This is a genomic window from Methanolacinia petrolearia DSM 11571 (genome assembly GCF_000147875.1).
Lineage (GTDB): Archaea > Halobacteriota > Methanomicrobia > Methanomicrobiales > Methanomicrobiaceae > Methanolacinia > Methanolacinia petrolearia.
In genome coordinates, this window is the sequence record NC_014507.1 from 906,958 (window position 1) to 928,965 (window position 22,008).

Sequence of the window (22,008 nt, forward strand, 5' to 3'; positions counted from 1 at the left end):
TTTCACCCGCGTTTTACACCCGAAACCAGATAGTAACTCCATGAAGCGTTTAATTTCTCGTACCAGTTCAGCCGTTTCTTTTGGTTTTCACGAATATGAGCCAGGCTTTTTACGGAGATCTCCGCAAGGCCGGCTTTCGAGAAATATTCCTTTGCCTTCTCTTCCGGGACGCCCCCGAGGTTCGGCAGGGAACTACTGAGATCTTCGCCGTATCTGCTCTCGTGCGGGTGTTTTTCGACGATTTTGGCAATTGTTCTGCTGATTTTTCTCTTTGTTTTTGTACTGAGTTTTCCGTCGTCCCACAGTCCGTCGATGACAAGCACCTTTCCCCCTGCCTTCAACACCCTGCACCAGTTGCCGAGTGCCGCGTCGGGATTCGGGAGCGTCCAGAGCAGGTGGCGGTTGATGACGCAGTCGAACGTGCCGTCTTCGAAGGGAGGATTTTCCGCATCGCCGCTTTGAAAGACCATCGAAAGACCGGTATCCTTTGCCTTCCTCCTTCCGATGTTCATCATTCCTTCGGACAGGTCGATGCCGGTTACGTTGTGCCCCATCCCGGAGAGGATTAGCCCCATCGCACCTGTGCCGCAGCCGACATCCAGGATGTCGAGCGGACCGTTTCCCGCCGGGAGAACGGCTTCGAAGGCTTCGATCCAGAGTTTCTTCTCCTCCCCTGTCTGGATTCCGTGCGAGACATGCGAATCGTAATAATCCGCCTCGGCATTCCAGGAATCCGCTATCTCGGATTTTAGTGATTTGTCGTCCATTATTCTGCCCTGGTTTCGGTCAAAAAAGGTTTATGACGAGATTGTCATAAACGGGTCAATTCTGTAGTCGTGAGCTGTCGGGTCGAACTGGTATCCTTCGACATCGTCATCCATGACGATTGCGACACCGTAGTAGGCGACGTTGATCGTTGGAAGATCGTCGTAGACGATGGCTTCAATCTCGCGGAAGTGATCGTAGCGCTCGTCGAGATCGCTTATGTAATGGCCCTCCACGATCATCTCATCGACGGTCGGGTTGCTGTATCCCGCCTTGTTGGATGTTCCGTTCGTAGTATACCAGCTCTTTAGGACATACTCTGGGTCGGGCACCATCGCAAGATTGGTCGCCGACAGGTACAGGTCCCAGTCGTCTCCCATCGCGGATGATAAGGCGCTGTTCTCCATGGAGGTCTCCTCCACTTCGAACCCGACGTCTCTCAGGTTCGCGGCTATTGCTTCGAGCATGGGTGGAAGTCCCGGGCGCTCGGTATATGTGAAGATCTTTACCTTGAGCTTTTCTCCGCCCTTTTCAAGTACTCCGTCGTTGTCCGTGTCGGTCCAGCCCGATTCGGCAAGGTACTGCTTTGCAAGCTCCGGATCGTACGGGTAGGGAGAGAGCTCCTTGTTCGACCATGTCATCGACGGGAGGAAAACGCCTCCTGCGGATGTTCCGACACCGTAAAGGACGTTCTCAACTATTCCGTCCCTGTCGATTGCGTACGAGATCGCCTTCCTCACATTCAGGTCGGCCATTGCCTCGTGCCCGAGGTTCGCGTCCAGCTTGTAAAGTCTCGGCGTGTTGTAGACTTCAACATGAATTCCATCCGTCGCATTGAGACGTTCTACTTCACTGTATGGCGGATCACAGGTGAAATCGATGTCACCGTTTTCAATCAGCATTGCACGTGTCGCAGGGCTCTCGTATCCCTTGAGAATCATTTTGTCGATTCCGGGATCGCCGCCCCACCAGTCTTCGTTCCTGACGACGACAAGTTCGCCTGTCTGTTCGTCATAGGACTCGACCATCATCGGGCCTGTTCCGATCGGCTTTATGAAGTTCCCGTTTTCGTCATACGAGTCCTGGCTTACTATGGCCGTGTCCGGGTAGTGGAGGACGCCGGGGACGAGTGGATTCAGTTCGGTCGTATAGACCCTGACCGTGTAGTCGTCGACTGCTTCTGCATGATCGTACGACATGAGCAGTGCAGTGCTCGGGGAGAGCCTTATAGTGTCGTCGAGCGATGCAACGACATCGTCTGCTTTCATCTCCTTGCCGTTCTGGAATTTGACTCCCTGTTTGAGCTTGAATTCCCAGACCGTGTCGTTGATCTGCTCCCAGCTTTCCGCAAGGTTCGGGACGAGCCCGAAGTTGTCGTTTGCACCGATGAGTGTTTCGGTGACGATCGCTTTTTCGGTTACGAAGGTTCCACCATCGTGTCCGTCCCCCGGGTTTATCGACGAGACGGTCCACAGATCGCCTACTCTCAAAACCTTTTCACCTGAGCTGTTGTTCGTATCTGTTGAGGAAGTGCACCCTGCTATGATCAAACATGCAATGAGTGCGGCAGCAACCAGAATCAGATGAGAATTTTCAATGGTCTTTCTCATAAAATCACCAGTGGCATAAAAGAATCCCGAATATTGTTCTAATTTTATGAAAAATCCCGGAATGTTAATACCACTCAGATAAGGATATTTTATTTTTTAATAATAAAGTACTACGTTTTTAATTTTTGTTATAACTAAAAAATATCTAAAGTAATGGTATTCGGTGATATAAGAAATAAAAACAGGTGAATTTATGAAATTAAAATTTGTAGAGATCGTGCTGCAAATATAACCCTTCCATGATTTTTTCGATATCGCCTCGTTCTATACCTCTAAAAAACCGAATTGCCTCTTCCATACTTTCTTCTTCATGTCCAGGGTCGCCAGGGCATTCGTAGCACGGTTCAAAATCAAGGAGATATCTGTCACCAAAACACATATCGAATAAGTACCTGCTCCTTTCGACATGATAGCAGGAGGTAATCACGAAAATTTTTGAAACAGCATCCAGTTTATCGACGATTTCTCTTGAAAAAACAGCATTCCCTATAGTGTCCAGGGATGAATCTTCAGTAATTATATTTGAGGGATCAACGCCCCGGCCGACAGCATAATCCTTCATTATCCCGCATTCAGGAACGTCTATTTCCGGATTGGATCTTCCGCCGGAGAGGAGCAGAATTCCGCCCTCCTCCCGGAAAACCTTCAGTCCGCAATCCATTCTTCCTTTAAGCTCCTGGTGGATCTGTTTGGATTGCAGTCTATTTCCTAAAATAATAATGACCGTAGTTTCATCTTTAGGCATCATTTATTTTCTTTGGGCGGTCTATATTTACCCTTTTTGCCATACGCTCACGGAGAAACTTTGAAACAGTTTCGATCCTGTACAGATGTTTAATTCTTTTTCAAAACTTTTGTTCTGCACGAGGCAATTTACAAAAGCGGGTCCTGCTTCGACCAGAGGGCTGAAGAAACTTCCTATATCCTGTTCGGATAAAATATCGATTATATAACCGGAGATGTTTCCCAGAGGCAGTGTCGATAAGACTTCGCACGAAGACCTGACCCATTTATACGGACCCAGCGAATATTTCATATAAGAATCCCTGAGATTTTTCATCTCCTCATAGAAGGGTTCCCATTTTTCATTCAGATTACCGAGTTCCCTGAAGCCCTGAACATAATCGCTTTGTGATTTGGTATATTCGTTTTCATATTTCATGCAATCCGTTCTGTCATCGTAGAGACTATCGTTTTTCATCATCTTTTGCCATAATTCCAGTTGTTTTTCAGATCCGAGATCTCCCGGGAAACAAAGCGGAAGTTTTTCCTCTATCCCTGCAATCTGACGTGATGACAGGCCATACAGGGAAGGAAGAATCCTTCGAATTTTATTTTTCATCTGCGGTGCGAATTTTGATGAATCGGATAGTTCCTTGGCCATTCTGTTCAGGCTATATAATATATTATCATAGTCGTTTTTTGACAGGGTAAGAACAGATCCCTTCGAGTAAAATGTCGAAACCGAGAATATCTGGTGACAATAAAACATCAGCCTGGCAGTCACATCCAGATCCTGCTGCTTTTGTGAATTATTGCATTGAACCAGCATATTCCAAATAATCTCATGGATTGGCATCAGGTCAAGCATCTCTAAACGGGCCAGTCTCTCGGCGAAATAATTTCCAAATTCATGTTTGTCCAGTTTTTTATCAGGTTGGACTTTTGCATGGTATATATTGGGGAAATTATTTTCCAGCTCTTCCTTGTATTCTATCCAGAGATCATTCTGTTTAGGGGCAGGTCGGATGAATGCACTTTCAAGTGCATTTCCATAAAGAGGCGGTCTTTTGCTTAATAAATCGTTGTCGAACCATTCATTGAATAATTCCGCATAAAACGGGTTGTATTTGCCTGAACCCGAATCTATCTTATAGGATCCGGGTTTATCACAAAAAGGTATTATCCCGGGTTTTTCTTCCTTCATTATTTCAAAAAAATGATTTACGCTTATTCCCAGGTATTTTATGAACTGCTCCTCATTATAAATATTCGGCTTTAAAAAAACGATTACCGGGTTTTTGCTTTTAAGTATGAAATCTAAAACATTGCCCGATTCTATCCGGTAATAGGAAGGACATGTATCAGTAAACAGATCCTTGTATTCAGTGTAGATTTCATTCCCGTAGAATTTTTTAAACTCGGGATTATCCCTGATCTTTTCTTTCAATCCTCCGGTCTTCCGGATGGATTCTTCTGCTCTAACAATAACCTTATTGAAATTTTTAGAAAATTCTTCAGGTAACTGCTCATACTGCCCCATGAAAATATTGTAGATTATGAAGAGCTTAAATTTTTTTATACCCGGCAGGTCGATGAAAATATAAATTAATTTAATCCAGGTTAGAAAAAAAGCTAAAATCCAGGTGACCCTGACAAAATTTTAGTAAACCTGCCCGGCCAGTTCCGAGATCGCCTTCATCGTCCTGTAGCCCTTTTCGGTAATCATGTAATCGCCCCTTTCGTGCCCCTGGAAGATCATCCCCGAGTCGGTCAGTTTTTTGATGTGGAAGAGAAGGTTTCCTCCGCGGAGCCCGGTCATCTGCGAGATCTCGGAGAAGGTTCTGGTCTGTGTGATGAGCGATTTTAAGATCTGGAACCTCTGGATGTTTGCAACCGGTTCGAGGATCTCCCTGACGGTTTTTTCGTCGTCGATCTCCGTTATATCGTCTTCGCCTCCGGTCCTGTTGTATATGCCGAGCGACGCCATGAGACCTACCTGTTTTTCGAAGAGGCGGCTGACCTCGGAGAAGCACGTGTCGCATTTCTCGAATGGCCCTTTGCTCCGGAGATTCTCCAGCTCATCCCTGTACGAGCTGATGATCTCGTCCGAGACGTTTCCGTCCTTTATGTGCCTCGCCGTGTTTTGCAGGAACTCCATGAATACCCCGAAGCAGTTCTCCCGCATCGCGCAGTTTCCGACCATGTGGGCGGAGAGATCTCCCTTCGCTGTCTCGACCTGCTGGTTCCTGAAGAGATCCGCGTAATTGTCTTTCAGCTCTTCGAGCACAGAATCGATGTGCTGCCTGTTGGAATTTGTAATGAACCGTTTGAGCTCGTTCCTGAGCTCGGAGATCTCGGTCCTCAGTTCGCCGATCTCCGTCCGGCTATCCTGTATCGCTTCCACGATCTTTCACCCGCTATTATATCTCAGCTACTTTTTAATGAGGGTTGAGGTCATTATTCTGTATCGCTCTTCCTTAGTATATTTTACTGACGCTCAAGTATATATTTATACCTCTCATACTAACTCTGGTGACAAAGATGTCGAAATGGAAGTACACAGGAAAAGATGTGACTGCTGAGAAGGCGGAAGAATCCCTGAAGACGATCAAGAGTGCATGCTTCGGGTGCGATACCCACAGCCCCGACTGCTCGATCGCAAAGGCCGCCGGAGATGTAGCGGCGATGATCGACGAGGGAAACGTTTCGGTAAAGGACCAGATCCATGCACAGATCACCGGGGCACTCGCCGGTGCGAAGTTCCCGATTGCAACACCCGAAGACCTCATCGCTGCGTTCCCTGACGGGGCCGACACGACATGCTGCGTCGGTGACCTGAAGATGACCGCAGGAGAAGCCGGAACGCTGCTTAAACCCTCCGACTTTCCGTTCAAAAGTGCGAAGGACGTCGCGGATGTCATCGTAACAAGGGCAGGGCTCTGATTCGTCATTACCCCGTCCCCGCTTTTTTGGTTTCGAAAGGCCTTTTCCTGCATAAATTATTAAATGTGATTCGCGAAGTATTATCATCAGTAAATGTCCTGGCTCGTCGAGATCGTCATTATAATACTGTTAATAGGACTTAACGGTCTTTTTGCAATGTCGGAATTTGCAATAGTGTCCGCCAGAAAGACCCGGCTGCTACGGCGCTCGGAGAGCGGGGACAAGCGTGCCTCCGCCGCCCTGGAGCTTGCGGAAGATCCGACGAATTTTCTCTCGACTATCCAGATAGGTATAACGCTCGTCGGCATATTCGCGGGAGCATTCGGCGGTATAACGCTGGCCGCGGAGCTTTCGGATTTTTTTACGGATTATCCTACTCTTGCACCTTACAGCGAGGCGCTGAGCATTACACTTGTGGTCCTTGCCATAACCTACCTGACCCTCGTGTTTGGTGAGCTCGTCCCGAAAAGGATTGCACTTAATAATGCGGAGGATATCGCGTCGAAAGTTGCTAAGCCAATGCGGATTTTATCCAAAGCGGCCGCTCCGCTGGTGTTCATCCTCAGTTTTTCGACCAAAGCGGTCACGAAGCTGCTGCGGGTGAAGGAGAGTCCCGGACCTGCTGTAACAGAGGATGACGTGAGGATCATGCTCGAGGAGGGGACGAAAGCGGGGGTCTTCGAAAAGGCCGAACAGCACATGGTCGAATGCGTATTCGATCTCGGCGACCGGACTGTCGAATCCCTGATGACTCACCGTTCCGGAATCGTCGCGCTGAATCTTGAAGACCCGGACGAGGAGAACCTGCTTAAAATGAAAGAGGCCGGCCACCTGAACTTCCCGGCATACGAGGGAGACCTGGACAATATCGTCGGTGTTGTGTCGGTGAAGAATGTTCTCGCGGTTATGGCCGACCACGGGAGACCGGATATCAGGGCAGCGGTCACCGAGCCTCTTTTCGTGCCAGAGACTCTCCATGTACTGCAGCTCATCGAATGCTTCAGGGAGGCCGGGTTTCACGTTGCACTTGCGACGGACGAATACGGCGACATAAGCGGACTCGTAACCCTGCACGATATCCTCGAAGCGATCGTCGGGGCTGTCCGCGAGCCCGGCCAGCCGGCGGAGGAGCCGTTCGTCCAAAGGGAGGACGGGTCATGGCTGGTCGACGGAATGGCCCGCATCGACGCGGTGAAAAAGATCCTTCCGCTGGACAAGCTGCCGGGGGAGGAAGGGGGCAATTACGATACTGTCGCCGGCCTGGTGATGTATGTCCTTCAGAGGGTGCCGGCGGAGGGCGATCACTTCGTGGAGGGAGGTTTTAAGTTCGAGGTGGTGGACATGGACGGGAACCGTGTCGATAAGGTGATCGTTTCGAAGGCGGGGGAGGGATCTTAAGAAAAGTGAATGGATTTGTATATCATTTTTTATGGGAATTTTTTCTTATAATTTTATTTCTCTCAACTAAAGCTATGCCAATAAGAGCCACAGCTACAAAAATCATTGTGAAAATAATTTGAATAAATCCATATGGCTCTTTAAATAAAGCTATTGATGCTATTAGCATTGCCGTTAACATTATGAAAAGGGAGGGAAGTTGTTTCAGTACCCAATGATCTTCATTATTTTCAAGCATCTCAATGATTTTGTTTTGATTGATCTCAATATTTACAATATGATCGATTAATAACAAAGTTATAGAGTTTTTAGAAAGAAGTTGGCTGAACTCTTCCTTTTCGTCTAATTTTTTATCCCATTCTTTCATGTCATCATGAATTCTATCGAAATTGTTTGGTTCCATGATGGAAATATTTCAGGATGTTGTATTTATACTCGCAACATAATCTAAAGGTAAGAAAATTATAATTTATACTGCAATTAAAACCAATTATATAATGTTACTTTTTCTTTGTATTCATTAGAACCTAGAAATTTAAGATCCCATCCACGACTTCTTAATTTGGCCCATGTATCAGGATTTGTAAAACATATTGGTAATGCCAAACATAGCAAATCAGTTGGACGTGTCATAGCTACATAATGACATTTTAAGCGATTATTATTTGAATTCTGTGTAGATCTGCCTTTTACATCACCTGTTAGCCAATCTATAAGATAAATTAAATTTGTTTTAAATTCCCTTCCCTTCCAGAATGTATCTAATACCAATGTAGCAAAATGAGTTTGACCTTTTATTGAGTGTATTGAGCCTAAATTGATGTTTAATTGACGTTCTCCATCGTTAAAATGGAAATTATTTTGAATATTTACGCTTTTATCAAATAAACATATAAATTCTGAAGAATCATCCCAATTAAAAAAAGATAAATCATGTGGTAAATTACCATCACTAATAATCTTTACCATCTCCAATAATTTTGGCTTGATGTGACCATTCCATTTTTCTTCGTCTAGATTTTTTAGTTTAAATAATTCATATAACCAAACTAAATACTCCTTATTCCCATTATTTTCTAATAAAAGCTGATTTGAGATAAATCTATAGGGATTTCTTATATTATAGATCTTTTCAGTTCCAGCATTTTCATTAATAAATCGAATTAGTCCTTTTGAAAAAAAGTTTAATCCATAATTGAAATCGTGATTCTCTTTTATTAGATTAATACTAAGTTTTAGATAGTCTATCATCAAATTAGGGTTATAATCTTTTTTATTTCTGTGTTGGTGATAATTTGTCCAATAAGATACAACAGTATATTTATCAGAATTGTCTGGCTTTTTATGGACCATACCTACTGCATAAACATCTTGTTTTTTTAAGGACTCTATTGTTTCTTGTGAGAAATTCTTAAAAATGATATCACAGAATGTAGGTAAAACATCTTTAATAAATTCTTTTTCAAAAAGTATTATTGTATTTTTTGAATTATTGTTTACTTGGCCACCTTTACCTTCCATATTATATGGAATCAAACCAAGAGGATCTGACAGTTTAGCAATTTTTTGATTGAATCTTAGACTGTCTGAAATGGTAAGATATCCGTTTTGCGGAAAAGGTTCGCTTTTAACGTTTTCATTAGCATTGTAATTGTGGAAAATTGCTTGATTTCCGTCACCAAATCTTTGTTTGATAATATTTTTATCCGGAAAAGGAAAGATCTTGGATAAAATTAAATTTTGCTCTTCAGTACAATCTTGTGCTTCATCAACAAAACATATCAAAAAACGAGTTTGGATACTATTTTTTAATGAAGGTACTTTATTTAAGGCATCTTTTGTAAATACAAAAACTTCATCATATGTAAAAATCCCTTTTTCGAAGCTTTCATTAATTGATCCTTTAATTTTTTGGTAAGTCTGAGATTCGGGCTTTAATAGACTTTTTCCCCAAGATATAGGGCGAGGATTACCCAAAATGTCTGTTGCTGAAAGAATATTTAACGGTTCATGGTGGTTTTTTGATATACCTGATTGATACTTTTGAGGTATTCTCTTCCATCGATAATTTATTGCAACTTCGGTATCGATCATTGTAACGGGAAATCTCATTGACCTAATCCAAGGAAGTGCAATATATTGATTAAAAAAACCATGGATAGTTCCTATAAAATGTGGATGAGAAAGGAGTTTTTTACCTAAATCTGTATTTCCAAGTTTATCTTCAATTTCTTTTCTGGCGGCATTTGTGTGAGATAAAATACATATCCCTTGTTTATTATTGGTCCAGTATTTTGCTAGAATTGCCAATTTAGCAACTAATAATGTTGTTTTTCCACTTCCTGGGCAAGCCTGGATATCAACAGTTGATAAATTTTTTAAGGCTTCTTTTCTTTCTCCATCGAATGCATCTGGGGGCAGTCCCATTATTTTTGTAGCCCACAAAATATCTTCATCTTTAATTTTTGGTAAAAACTTTACATTGTTTTTGATATTAATTCCCCCTTACATTGAGTAATTTTAAGATTTTATCACATCATTGAAAAGGTAATTAAACATTCCTAAAATGTAATTGGGCAGTTTTTCTTGTAGTTCAGCCGGATTTTTAGAATAATTATCATCCAATATTTTTGCAAGATATTGAGCACTAATTGGTTTTGATGCTTTTGTACCTTTAGTAAATTCTGAATGTATATACGAAGCTTTCTCTTCAGGATCATTAATTTTTTCAATTGTTTTGGAATACTCTTCTTCGTATTCATGATAAGAGTCTTCATATGAAGCCTTTTTTGAAACTAATTCTTCATCAATTTTGCTCAATTTTGCTGCAATATATACTTCTTTTCCCAATCCAGCAAAAGCAAGATTATATTCAAAAGTCCATTCATCTGAAACAAAGGATTTTACATTTTGACCCTCACATTTTTCTCTAATTTCTTTCCTTTTATTTTCAATGCCCTCATCATCAAATTCGGATTTAACCTTCCAACGCCTGTTTTTTGGCCACTTATCTCGGTTTTTATATTCCTCATTCAAACAGATTTCTGGGGCACAATTTGGTAAAATATCCAAATCTGTAATACAGGCTACAGGAATATTGACGAATTCTTCATCTTCATTACTTCGTTGAAAAATTTTGGCGTATCTACTTAGACCTGTCCCGTCAACATTTACAATGGAAACTCCATAATCTGCAAAATCACAATCTAATATCTTTGCGATAGTTGGCAGAAGAATATTTTCAGATGGTCCCTCGACAATTATCACAGATTTAGCAAAAAATAAATTGGCTTTAGTAGCGTCCAAATAACGTTCTAGGAATGAATAATCTGAAGGTTTCAATTTTGTATGTTCTTTTCCTAAAGAAAAGGCCTTTCCATTTTGAATTAATACGACATTTTCTAATTTAATTACGGATGCTAAAATTGGGGAATGAGTGGTTGTAAGTATTTGAACATTATTTTTAATTGCTTCATTTTGTAGTGATTTCAGTATTTTTAATTGTCTCTGAACATGGATATGTGATTCTGGTTCTTCTAGAAGTAACATCTTATTACCATCATCTTCTTGTTGAAGAAGCAATAATTCACAAGCCATGTATAGTAAATTATTTGTTCCTAATCCCAGAGTTCCAGAACATAGTTCTTCTTTTTCAATATTAAGGGTTAATTTCTCTAGCATTTGCTTTAGTTGTTGATCTGTATTGTTTGTTTTCCCCTTAATTTCAATATTTGATTGAATTTTATCTTGCTTTAAAAGAAATTTATCGGATAAATTGTTATCTATCTGTTCTTTTGTTTCCTTGATTCCTTTATGATTTATAAGTAATGAATCTGCAAGATTTGCGATACCAAGAACTGATAAATCTTTTAAATCACTTTCTTTTTCGTATTTATCCTTTCCACTTTTTATAGAATCTATATTTTTTAGAATTTGAGCTAATCTTGAATTTTTTCTAGAACTCATTGCATTTTCAGCATCTCGAAGAGGCTTTAGGTATGTGGTTTTTAACAATTCGCGAGTGTCTTCATTGAATGATGGGCCATCTGCTTTTATCCCAGAACTAATTTCAGTCGAGATAAATTCCCTTTTGCCAATGATTTTCTTCTTTGCTGACCAATTAAAATAAAGAACCTCTTTTACTGATTCTCCAGTTTGTTCATATGTTAAATATTGTAAAAAAATTCCACTTTCATTTTGTGAAAGTTCTTCAAATTTACATGTTATTTTTATTTCTCTTGACGTATCTTCATTATAAAAATCTGTATCTTTTATTTTATTCCATTCTTGATCACGTGTTCCTATTGCATATCTAATTGCATCAATAATTGCTGTTTTGCCAGAATCATTTTCTCCAACAAAAACGGTTAATCCTTTCTTAATATCGAGATCTATGCCAATTTCATCGTAACAACGGAAATTTGTGATTTTAAGATTGGAGAGATGCATATTATCAACTGAGTAATATGAGTTCTTTTACTTTTTTATCCAGTTTCAAAATTGTAAATTTATTAAAAAATAAATAGAATAATTGAACGTATTCTGTTTTAACAGAACCAAGTTATGATAGTGACTTAAATGAATTAGCTCACTTCAATTTTTATACCAGAGTGTCTTGTTTAAATTTTTCGAAATAATCTTGGTTCCTTTGCTCAATCTTTTTCTTAGAGCATTTAACTTCAAAACAGAGTGCTGATATGGGGATTCGAACCCCAGTCGCAGGAGTGAGAGTCCTGCATGATTGGCCGGACTACACTATATCAGCAAATCATTTGTGCCTTAAAATATAGGGCAGATCTATACTTAAATCTAATTATTTGGCCCGGACATCCCCTCCCCCTCTGCCGAAAAAAATGTTTTCATCCTTTTTGCTACGCTTGTTCCCGGAAATATTACCAAAACTCCGCCGGTTGGCAAACCGCTATATATTATGTGATATCATTTCGCCATATAGGCATCATGAGTGTGCCTAATCGAGGGGTATAGCATATGGAGAAAAAGGCGAAAACGGAGAAAAAAATTCCGGCTCCCGTCCTCGTGGACCGGAAACTGGACACCTGCGAGCTGGATCGCGCAAAGATGTCCCTGATGAACCCGAAGGTGATCAAAGAAAAATCGAACGAGCGGACGATCGACGAACTCGCGAAGGTGATGCTGAAGCACACGATGGAAGAGGGAATCGAGACCGTCTGGGACCGGTTCGAGATGCAGCAGCCGCAGTGCAGGTACTGTTCCGACGGAGTGTCATGCAGCCGCTGTGCGATGGGGCCGTGCAGGATCATCCCCGAGCATCACCGCGAAAGAGGTGTGTGCGGCGCAGACGCTGATCTTATCGTCTCAAGAAATCTGCTGGATACGCTTGTAACCGGAGCCGCGGCTCACTCCGATCACGGAAGGGACATCGTCGAGACCCTGTATAAGACCGGAACAGGCGAAGCACAGGGATACGAGATAACCGATGTCAAAAAGCTCGAAAAGATCGCCGCCGAACTGGGCGTCGAAACGAAGGGAAGAAAAAAGGAGGAGATCGCAACCGACGTCGGCCGCCAGCTCCTCTACGAATTCGGGACCTTCAAGAACAAAGTCACGTTCGCAGACCGTGCACCCGAACAGACGAAAGAACTCTGGAAGGCCGCCGGGATCGTCCCCCGGAGTGTCGACCGCGAGATAGTCGAGGCCATGCACAGGGTCCACATGGGCGTCGGTGCGAACTACGCCAACATCCTCCTCCACGGGCTGAGGGCGTCACTCGGCGACGGGTGGGGCGGATCAATGATGGGAACCGAGATCTCCGATGTCCTCTTCGGAACCCCCACTATTAACCAGTCGCAGGTCAACCTCGGGGTCTTAAAGGAGGACCACGTCAACATCTCGCTCCACGGCCACAATCCGATGCTCTCCGAGATGATCGTCAGGGCGGCAGACGACCCCGACATGAAGGATCTCGCCAAAAAGACGGGTGCGAAGGGCATCAACCTCGTCGGCCTCTGCTGCACCGGCAACGAACTCCTCATGAGAAAGGGAGTCCCGATGGCCGGAAACCACTTCAACCAGGAGCTGATAATCGCGACCGGGGCACTTGAGGCGATGGTCATCGACTACCAGTGCATATTCCCGTCGCTTCCCAGAACGGCGAGTTGCTACCACACGAAGATAATCTCCACCAGCGAGAAGTCGAAGGTCGTCGGCTCGTACTACTTCGATTTCCACCCGGAGAACGCCTACGACACCGCGAAGGCCATCGTCAAAATGGCTATAAACAACTTCCCGAACAGGATTCCCGAAAGAGTCCTCATCCCCGGAAAGCCCGTCGACCTAATGGCCGGATTCTCCGTCGAGGCCATAGTCGAAGCGCTCGGCGGAACCGTAAAGCCGCTCATCGACGTCATAGCATCCGGCGATGTCCGCGGAGCCGTCGGGATCGTCGGGTGCAACAACCCGAAGGTTCAGCACGACTACGGGCATGTAACGCTCGCAAAGGAGCTAATTAAAAACGATATCCTCTGTGTCGAGACGGGATGTGCAGCGGTCGCCTGCGGAAAGGCAGGTCTCCTCATGCCCGAGGCCGCCTTCCTCGCCGGGCCGGGACTGAAAGGCGTATGCAAGAAGCTCGGAATCCCGCCCGTTCTCCACATGGGATCGTGCGTCGACTGTTCGAGAATACTCGTCCTTCTTGCGGAGCTTGCAAAGGCCCTCGGGGTCGGGATCGACCAGCTCCCCGTTGCGGGAGCAGCACCCGAGTGGTACTCGCAGAAGGCCGTATCCATCGGCTCGTACTTCGTGGCGTCCGGCGTCTACACGGTCCTCGGCGTAATGCCCAAGATCGCAGGAAGCGATAATGTCGTAAAACTCCTGACAAGCGGGCTCAACGGCGTCGTCAACGCATCGTTCGCGGTAGAGCCCGACCCCGTGGCAGCCGCAGAACTGATAACGAAGTACATAGACGGGAAGAGGAAGGCGCTCGGCATCTGAACGTAATGTAAGGTGTGAATTTGGCGAAAGATACGGACAACATCCGGAAGGCGACGAAATACTTCCGGAGCCATTCCCTGCGAAAGCCCGACGGCGGGAAGAGAATCTTCGTCGCGGGAAAAGGCGGAGTAGGCAAGACCTCGATCTCCGCCCTCCTTGCCGCGATGTTCGCGGACGACGGCAGGAATGTCCTCGCTGTCGACGAGGACCCGCAGCAGAACCTGCCGTTCTCCCTTGGCTATCCGCCCGAAAAGGCATCCGAGATAGTCCCGCTCTCGAAGAATGCCGACTATATCGAGGAGAAGATCGGCTGCCGGCCCGGCGAGGGGTGGGGCGGAATGATGAGGCTCAACCCCGATGTCGCCGATGTCGTCGACAGGTTCGGAGTGAAGGTCACCGACCGGATAAGCGTCCTCGTGATGGGCAGCATCTCGCTCGCCGCGACCGGCTGCCTCTGCCCGGAAAACGCCCTCCTGAGTAGTGTCGTCGGCTACATCCGCCTGAGGGACGACGAGGTCATAATCATGGACACCCAGGCCGGCGTCGAGCACTTCGGGAGATCGATGGCCGAAGGATTCTCGACCGCGATCGTAGTCACCGAGCCGTCCTTCAACTCGATATCCGTCGCTCTCCATTCCGCAGAACTCGCAAAACAGCTCGGGATCCCGGACATCCATCTAGTCGTAAACAGGGTCCGGTCCGAGGCGGACATAGAAAAGTCCGAAAGGCTCATCGGGGATCTTTCGGCCTTCAGCTCGGTCCGCTACATCCCGTTCGACGACGAAGTCATCGACCGCGAACCGGACATCACCGGCTTAAAAGATATGAATACCCCGTTCTCCGAATCCGTCCGGGAACTCTACGAGGAGCTGAGATAGCCCCGCTCCCGCCCCGGCTTAATCTTTTCACCTTTTTTTCTCACGATATACTTGTATAACTCTCCCGCGAAGAGCAGCGGCAGGCCGAGTGCCGCGAGGATGATCCAGTCCATTGCCGGCATCGGAACAGTGCTCAGGAAGACCTGGAACCACGGGATATAGATGACCGCCACCTGGATTATGACGCTCGCGACAAGTGCCGCGACTATGAACGGGTTCGACAGGATGCCGATATTGGTCAGGTTCCACCTGAACGACCTGAAGTTCAGCACGTTAATCAGCTCGAATATGATAATCCCCGTAAACGCCATCGTCCGGGCCTCGTCGATATCCGCCTCGTACGACCGGATGAAGACGAAGAGCGTCAGGAGCCCGATCCACGCCCCGATGACCGTTATCATCAGCATCGCCTTCCTGTCGAGAACCGGCCTGTCGATCTCGCGGGGCCTGTGCTTCATGATGTCGCTCTCCGCCGGCTCCGCACCGATCGCAAGGGCCGCGACCCCGTCGGTCACCAGATTTATCCACAATATCTGGATCGGCAGGAGGACCAGCGGCAGGTTCATCAGGAGGCCGCCGGCGATCGCGATGATCTCCCCGATATTGGACGATAGCAGGTATCTCGTGAACTTCTGGATATTGTCGTACTCCCTCCGGCCCTCGTGGATTCCCTCGACAATGCTGTCGAAGTTGTCGTCGACGAGGATGATGTCGCTCGCCTCCTTTGCGACATCCGTCCCCTTGATGCCCATCGCGATTCCCACGTCCGCCTTCTTCAGTGCAGGAGCGTCGTTGATCCCGTCACCGGTCATCGCGACCACAGCCCCGGCTTCCGAGAGAATCCCGACGATCCTCAGCTTGTGCTCGGCCGTGACCCTCGCGAGAATCCTCGTCTTCCAGAGCCTGTCCGCAAGCTCCTCGTCTGAGAGTTCGTCGATATCGGCCGCCCCGAGCACCCCGTCGCTCTCGAGCCCGACCGAATCCGCGACCGCCTTTGCAGTAAGAGCCGAGTCCCCGGTGATCATAATGACGCCGATTCCTGCCGAGTCGCACGTCCGAAGCGCCTCCTTCACCTCCTCCCTCGGCGGGTCGATGATGCCGGCGAAACCGAGGAAGACGAGATCCTTCTCCCCTTCCTCCGCAGTCTCCGGGAGTTCGTTCCCGAGCTCTTTCTCCGCGACCGCGAGAACCCTCAGGCCCTTCTTCGCCATCGACTCGTAAACTTCCAGGAACTCATTCCGTGCGGCATCGTCCATCGGCAGGATCTCCCCGTCCTTCAGGTAGAACGACGAAAGGCCGGAGATTACCTCCGGTGCACCCTTCGAATACGCGTGATTGTTTCCACCCGCATCCAGTATAGTGGTCATCCGCTTTCTCGACGAATCGAACGAGAACTCCTTTTTGATATTCTGTATGTCGAGAGTGTATTCGGGAATCCACGCCTTGTGAGCCGCGACCACCAGCGCCCCCTCGGTCGGCATCCCGAGGATCTTCCACTCTTCGTCCATCTCTTCGAGTACCGCATGGTTGCAGAACAGTCCCGCCCTGAGGAAGGCCCTGATGCCCTCGTCAGCAGTCGGGTCGATAACCTGCCCGTCCCTCGTGAAGTCGCCCTCCGGTTCGTAGCCTGCCCCGCCGACATCCGTGAAATGCCCGGGCGTATAGATCTCCTTCAGGGTCATCTCGTTCTTCGTGAGCGTCCCGGTCTTGTCCGTGCAGATTATGGATACGGTCCCGAGTGTCTCAGAGGCGCTCAGGTGGCGGATGAGGCACTTCTTGTTGTACATGTGCCGAATCCCGATCGCGAGAGTCAGGGTCACGACGGCGGGGAGCCCCTCGGGAATCACGGCGACCGCGAGGGAGACTGCGGTCATGAACATCTCCTGCAGCTCCCTGTTCTGGAGCAATCCGGCAACGACGATCAGCACGGCGACGAGGACGGAGATTATGCTGATCTGCCTGCCGAGAACATTGAGCCGTCTCGAAAGTGGCGTCTCCTCGTCCTTAATGCTCTCCGTGAGCCCGGCGATCTCCCCGAATTCCGTATTCATCCCCGTCGCGGTAACGACCGCCCGTCCCCTTCCGTTGACGATCGTGGTTCCCATGAAGACCATGTTCCTTTTACCGGAGAGCGGAGTTTCCTCTTCGAGGCTGCAGACCGCCTTCTCCACCGGGACCGATTCACCGGTAAGTGCGGACTCGTCCGCCTGGAGGGTCGCCGAATGGATCACGTAAGCGTCGGCGGGAACCTTCTTCCCCATTTCGAGGACCAGCACGTCGCCGGGGACTATATCCTTCGAATCGACCTCTACCTGGGACCCGTTGACGAGAACCGTTGCACTGAGGCCGAGCATCTTTTTGAGGGCGTCGATCGCCTTTTCCGCCTGCCATTCGTTCGCGAAACCGACTGCCGCGTTCAGTATCACGATCAGCATGATGGCTATCGTATCGACGATCTCGCCCAGAAAGACCGAGACGAGGGCGGCCGCGATCAGGATTCCGATGAGTATGCTCCGGAACTGTCTCAGGAAGACGACGAGAGGCGAGACTTTTTTCTCCTCTTTAATCTCATTTTTACCGTACTCAGCGAGCCTCCGTCTCCTCTCGTCCGCAGTCAGTCCCTGGGGAGATGTCGCAAGTTTCTCCATGACCGCGGCGGCATCGAGCGTATGCCATGACTCTTTCTGTCCCCCGTGATCTCCGGCCATTATTCAGCAGTTTATCATTATTGCTGATAACGCTTATGCCGGAGGCAGTTGCCTGAAGATTATTGTTGCATCACAATCCGGAACACCATGAAGCACCAACATTTCGGAATGAAAGATTTTTCCAAAAAAGATTCAATAATGTTAAAAATGTTTACTTAATCTGTAATATTGATGAAAAAAATTGATTATATTTTTATATCAACGTTGCAAACATTTTCAATGGTAATACTATGTCAGGCAAAATTATTCAGATGATCGACAAGCTGATCGAGCTGAAATCGGGCGGCAACCCGACCGTCGCCACAACGACAAGGACGAAACTGATCCTCAAGGGGATAAACCCTCAAAAGTACGACAGCCACTCGGATGACGACCCCGAGGTTATCGCGAAGATCAGATCCGTAGCGACGGAGATGGGAATCAAACTTTAGGGAGGATATATTATGAAAGCATTAACAGCGTATTCGGAAAAAACAGACGTCAGCGAAGCAATAGAGGAGATAAAGAACAAGTTGGGAACGGCCGGTCTGAAAGCGGTGGTATTTTTTTCATCGTCCAGCTATCCGGCAGAAGAGACCGCAAAGCTCGTGAAGAATGAATTCCCCGGTGCGACAGTTATCGGCTGCACGACGGCGGGAGAGATAATCAGCGGCAAAATGCTCAAGAATTCGATCGTCGCGATGGGCCTCTCTTCCGAAATGATATCCGACATCTCCATCGAGGTCGTCGAAGATCCGGCGAATACCAAAAAAATCGAAAAGGCGTTTGAGTCCTTCGGGAAATATTTCGGAAAGCCCATGTCGGACCTCGAGTTCGATAAATATGTAGGAATCATCATCGCCGACGGACTCAGCAACTCCGAGGAGAAGGTGATGGACAGGATCGGCGACCTGACGAATGTGACGTTCATCGGGGGTTCTGCCGGCGACGACGTGAAGTTCGAGAAGACCTGGGTGTTTGCGGACGGAAAGGCGTATACGAACGCGGCGGTTCTTGCGGTACTCAAACCGGCGAACGGGTTCGATATCATAAAGACCCAGAGCTTCACCGCACTCGACAAGACGATGACTGCCACGAAGGTCAACGAAGAGACCCGCGAGGTTATCGAGTTCAACGGAAAACCAGCCGCAGAGGAATACGCGGCACAGCTCGGGGTAACCGTTGAAAAACTTCCCGAACTATTCATGAGCCATCCAATCGGTGTAATCACGGATGACGACATTTTCGTCAGGAGCCCACAGCAGATCGTCGACGGTTCGGTAGTCAGGTTTTACTGCAACATAATCGAAGGCATGGAGCTGAATATATTAAAGGCCGGGGACATCGTCAGCAGCACGAAGGACGCGGTCGAGGACAAAAAGAACGAGCTGAAGAATATCTCGGGTCTGATCAACTTCCACTGCATTCTCAGGACACTGGAGCTCGAAGCGACCGGCAAGACCGCCGAGTACGGAGCAGTGTTCGAAGATATTCCTGCAATAGGATTCAGCACCTACGGCGAGGAATACATAGGCCACATAAACCAGACATCAACGATGCTGGTCTTCAGGTGAGATTTTCTCACACCTCTCTTCATCTCATATTAAATTCAATTTCTCATCTCATCTCACCCCAATCAATTTTTAGGAACTTTTTTTTATGTCGAATAGAATATAATTCAGGGCCTTAAAATATTTCAGCCGGGAAAAGAGCAATATGAATAAAATCAACAATTATATCTCATCCGACCTGAGGAACAATTTCACTTTCCGGATCGTGCTGACTGCCCTTTTGCTGATCGCATTCATGACAGTATCTTCGGTGCTTGTAACCGGATTCGGGATCTATAATGCGGATCTCAACCAGGTAATCTTCGTCGCCCCGATATTGATCGTCTATCTCGGGACAGGCGGTACCGGTCTCTTCGATGAAGAAAAAATGTCCGAGACGGAGGATTATTTCGTATCTTTCCGGTATAAAGTATTCATCGCTTCGTTCATCGTTCCCTTCATTATCTTCTGGCTTGTTGTTCCAATGATACAGCTTCTGGTATCAGCCATTTCGCCGGACACAATCACCGGTTCGATGACTGTGGCACATTCCGCATCGATAGGGAAGCACTTTATTCCCGCAGTGGCCCTCGGAGTTGCGGGATTGGGGGGAATACTGAAGAGAACGTCTATGGTGGTCTCCGTGGTGTGCCTTGTTCTCAGCCCGTTTATTTTTCTTATGAATACGTATGGTTCTCTTTGATCCGGAATGCATGTCCGGCGGAAAAAGAAGGAAATAAAAAACTTCCCGATGTGCAACAGCCTGTTGCACAAATTACTTTTGACATAATCCCGTAATATCAAAAATATTATATTCTTTTTATCTAAAGTTGATTCATATGCCGATTGAGGTGGGAATCTGGAATGTCTCCTCCGAAAATGTCAAAAAGGTCGAATATTCCTCTATTGATTCCGAAAAGAGACTTGAAGATATCCTTTGCGGGGATCTCTCCATACTTGACAGCGATCTCCTGTTGATCGGGCGGCAGACACTGACCGGCTTCGGGAAAAAGATCGATATGCTCGGTATCGATGAGACAGGGAAGATCACGATAATCGAGCTGAAAAAGGACAAAACTCCCCGTGAGGTCATCGCCCAGGTTCTTGATTATGCATCGTGGATAAAAGATCTTTCGTATACGGATTTGAAAGAGATCTGCGATGAATATTATAATGACAAGGGTGACAAGGAGTTTGAATCTCTGTTCGATGAGAAGTTCGGGACTTCACCTCCCGAAAAGATCAACCAAGAGCACGATATGATAATTGTGTGCTCGGAGCTCGATAACGAGACCGAACGCATCCTCAATTATTTGTCGGATAATTATAACGTCCCGGTTAATGTCGCCTTTTTCAGGTTCTTCTCGGATTCCGGATCGGAATACCTCTCGCGAAGCTGGCTCATTGATCCCAAAGAGGCGGAAGAACGGCTCAGCTATTCAAAGGGACAGAAGACGGAGCCGTGGAACGGCAGGGATTTTGTCGTGAACATCGATGTGAATGACGGGAAATCATCCTACAATGATCTAATAAAATACAATTTCTTTACGGCCGGAGGCGGTGTCTGGTATAGCAAGACACTGGCAAACCTCTTCCCCGGTGCCCGCATTTTCGCCATGATCCCGAAAAAAGGATATCTTGCAGTGGGAGAGGTTCTTGCCGAAAGTGTTCCGATAAAGGATTTCCATGTCCAGTATGAAGACAAAGAAGTACCGATCCTGGATCTGCCTCTCGAATATGAACCGTTGAGGAACAACCTGGACAATCCTGATCTTTGTTATTATGCCGTCCGGGTCAGGTGGATAGAGCATCTCCGGGAAGAAGAACCATTCTGGGTCAAAGGATTAATGGCAAACCAGAACAGTGCGTTTAAACTAAGAAATAAATTTACACTGGATAAACTGACCGAACGCTTCAAACTTGATGACTGACCGGATATTCTTCACGAAATTTGACAGCCCCTCGCTGCGGGCCGCGGTAAATTCATGGCGTGTACGGAATATGTCAAAAAAAACCAAATTCAACAGCTCGGGAGACCCTTGCCGGTCTCCTGAGCGTGCCGTGGGATGACTATCTTAGGGCAAGGCCCCTGGGCAGGGGCCGTCCGGCGGCCCGCCGCCGGTGCCGGGGTTGCCTGAATAAGATCTATAAACAATGAAACAGCGAAGAGCCGAAAAAAATATTTTAATCGATAATCCACAGGGCTCGTGCTGTTGGACAGGGAGAAACTAGGGAAGAAACTAGGGAAAAAACTAGGGAAGACACCAGCACTAAAATCCTCTCCCTGATCTCAACCGATCCGTCCATAAGCATGGGGGACATGGCCCGCCGGATCGGTATTACGCAGAAAGGAATTGAATGGCAGATCCGGAAATTAAAGGATTCGGGGCGCCTTGAACGTGTCGGCCCGAAGAAAGGCGGCTATTGGAAAATAATAGGAAATGCAGATGAGTAAACCCGCAGGTTTCACCTCCGTCTTTTA

The 22,008-nt window shown here is 46.8% G+C and carries 18 protein-coding genes and 1 tRNA gene; 9 read left to right on the forward strand and 10 right to left on the reverse strand.

Translation table 11 applies throughout. The features are described 5' to 3' along the window. Window positions 1-2: 2 nt before the first annotated feature. From MPET_RS04575 to MPET_RS04595, 5 genes are all read right to left on the reverse strand, one after another. The gene (locus MPET_RS04575) at window positions 3-767 is read right to left on the reverse strand and encodes a class I SAM-dependent methyltransferase (protein WP_013328843.1); all 765 of its coding nucleotides are present in this window, start codon (window positions 765-767) and stop codon (window positions 3-5) included. A 30-nt stretch (window positions 768-797) separates the two neighbouring features. Continuing rightward, window positions 798-2,375, reverse strand: a complete 1,578-nt coding sequence (locus MPET_RS04580) for an ABC transporter substrate-binding protein (RefSeq protein WP_013328844.1) — start codon at window positions 2,373-2,375, stop codon at window positions 798-800. Between the two features lie 199 nt (window positions 2,376-2,574). After that, window positions 2,575-3,123 carry a YdcF family protein gene (locus MPET_RS04585; RefSeq protein ID WP_013328845.1) on the reverse strand — a complete coding sequence of 183 codons (549 nt, stop codon included), beginning with the start codon at window positions 3,121-3,123 and terminating at the stop codon, window positions 2,575-2,577. 24 nt (window positions 3,124-3,147) lie between these two features. Beyond that, window positions 3,148-4,545, reverse strand: coding sequence for a hypothetical protein (locus MPET_RS04590; protein WP_048130646.1), 1,398 nt, complete (start codon window positions 4,543-4,545; stop codon window positions 3,148-3,150). 213 nt (window positions 4,546-4,758) lie between these two features. Further along, window positions 4,759-5,502 carry a winged helix-turn-helix domain-containing protein gene (locus MPET_RS04595; protein WP_013328847.1) on the reverse strand — a complete coding sequence of 248 codons (744 nt, stop codon included), beginning with the start codon at window positions 5,500-5,502 and terminating at the stop codon, window positions 4,759-4,761. 137 nt (window positions 5,503-5,639) lie between these two features. Between MPET_RS04595 and MPET_RS15480 the strand changes: the two genes are divergently transcribed. Then, the gene (locus MPET_RS15480) at window positions 5,640-6,041 is read left to right on the forward strand and encodes an MTH865 family protein (protein ID WP_013328848.1); all 402 of its coding nucleotides are present in this window, start codon (window positions 5,640-5,642) and stop codon (window positions 6,039-6,041) included. 93 nt (window positions 6,042-6,134) lie between these two features. Further along, window positions 6,135-7,439, forward strand: a complete 1,305-nt coding sequence (locus MPET_RS04605; RefSeq protein ID WP_013328849.1) for a hemolysin family protein — start codon at window positions 6,135-6,137, stop codon at window positions 7,437-7,439. A 22-nt stretch (window positions 7,440-7,461) separates the two neighbouring features. Here MPET_RS04605 and MPET_RS04610 read toward each other — a convergent pair whose 3' ends face one another. The 4 genes from MPET_RS04610 to MPET_RS04625 form a co-directional block, all read right to left on the reverse strand. Next, on the reverse strand, window positions 7,462-7,842 hold the full coding sequence (locus MPET_RS04610) for a hypothetical protein (protein ID WP_013328850.1): 381 nt from the start codon (window positions 7,840-7,842) through the stop codon (window positions 7,462-7,464). 77 nt (window positions 7,843-7,919) lie between these two features. Then, entirely contained in the window at window positions 7,920-9,884 is a 1,965-nt protein-coding gene (locus tag MPET_RS04615) for a UvrD-helicase domain-containing protein (RefSeq protein WP_148222185.1), read from the reverse strand. 75 nt (window positions 9,885-9,959) lie between these two features. Beyond that, window positions 9,960-11,888 (reverse strand): ATP-dependent nuclease, encoded by a 1,929-nt coding sequence (locus MPET_RS04620; RefSeq protein WP_013328852.1) that lies wholly within the window; start codon window positions 11,886-11,888, stop codon window positions 9,960-9,962. 241 nt (window positions 11,889-12,129) lie between these two features. After that, window positions 12,130-12,204 (reverse strand) — tRNA-Glu (locus MPET_RS04625). A 224-nt stretch (window positions 12,205-12,428) separates the two neighbouring features. Here MPET_RS04625 and cooS point away from each other — a divergent pair. Next, window positions 12,429-14,411: an anaerobic carbon-monoxide dehydrogenase catalytic subunit gene (gene cooS / locus MPET_RS04630; RefSeq protein ID WP_013328853.1), complete on the forward strand. Its 1,983-nt coding sequence runs from the start codon at window positions 12,429-12,431 to the stop codon at window positions 14,409-14,411. 14 nt (window positions 14,412-14,425) lie between these two features. Further along, window positions 14,426-15,289, forward strand: coding sequence for an ATP-binding protein (locus MPET_RS04635; RefSeq protein WP_394295952.1), 864 nt, complete (start codon window positions 14,426-14,428; stop codon window positions 15,287-15,289). On the opposite strand, the gene MPET_RS04640 is transcribed toward MPET_RS04635, so the two are convergent. Beyond that, window positions 15,271-17,997, reverse strand: a complete 2,727-nt coding sequence (locus MPET_RS04640) for a cation-translocating P-type ATPase (protein WP_013328855.1) — start codon at window positions 17,995-17,997, stop codon at window positions 15,271-15,273. The two genes, MPET_RS04635 and MPET_RS04640, sit on opposite strands and share 19 nt — an antisense overlap. A 230-nt stretch (window positions 17,998-18,227) precedes the next feature. Here MPET_RS04640 and MPET_RS04645 point away from each other — a divergent pair, with 230 nt between their 5' ends. The 5 genes from MPET_RS04645 (at window position 18,228) to MPET_RS14805 (ending at window position 21,981) form a co-directional block, all read left to right on the forward strand. Then, window positions 18,228-18,428 carry a hypothetical protein gene (locus tag MPET_RS04645; RefSeq protein WP_013328856.1) on the forward strand — a complete coding sequence of 67 codons (201 nt, stop codon included), beginning with the start codon at window positions 18,228-18,230 and terminating at the stop codon, window positions 18,426-18,428. A gap of 12 nt (window positions 18,429-18,440) precedes the next feature. Then, window positions 18,441-19,550 (forward strand): FIST signal transduction protein, encoded by a 1,110-nt coding sequence (locus MPET_RS04650; protein WP_013328857.1) that lies wholly within the window; start codon window positions 18,441-18,443, stop codon window positions 19,548-19,550. A gap of 142 nt (window positions 19,551-19,692) precedes the next feature. Further along, window positions 19,693-20,229 (forward strand): hypothetical protein, encoded by a 537-nt coding sequence (locus MPET_RS04655; RefSeq protein WP_013328858.1) that lies wholly within the window; start codon window positions 19,693-19,695, stop codon window positions 20,227-20,229. A 136-nt stretch (window positions 20,230-20,365) separates the two neighbouring features. Beyond that, the gene (locus MPET_RS04660) at window positions 20,366-21,457 is read left to right on the forward strand and encodes an endonuclease NucS domain-containing protein (RefSeq protein WP_013328859.1); all 1,092 of its coding nucleotides are present in this window, start codon (window positions 20,366-20,368) and stop codon (window positions 21,455-21,457) included. 263 nt (window positions 21,458-21,720) lie between these two features. Beyond that, on the forward strand, window positions 21,721-21,981 hold the full coding sequence (locus MPET_RS14805) for a winged helix-turn-helix domain-containing protein (protein WP_225353868.1): 261 nt from the start codon (window positions 21,721-21,723) through the stop codon (window positions 21,979-21,981). The last annotated feature ends 27 nt before the right edge of the window (window positions 21,982-22,008 follow it).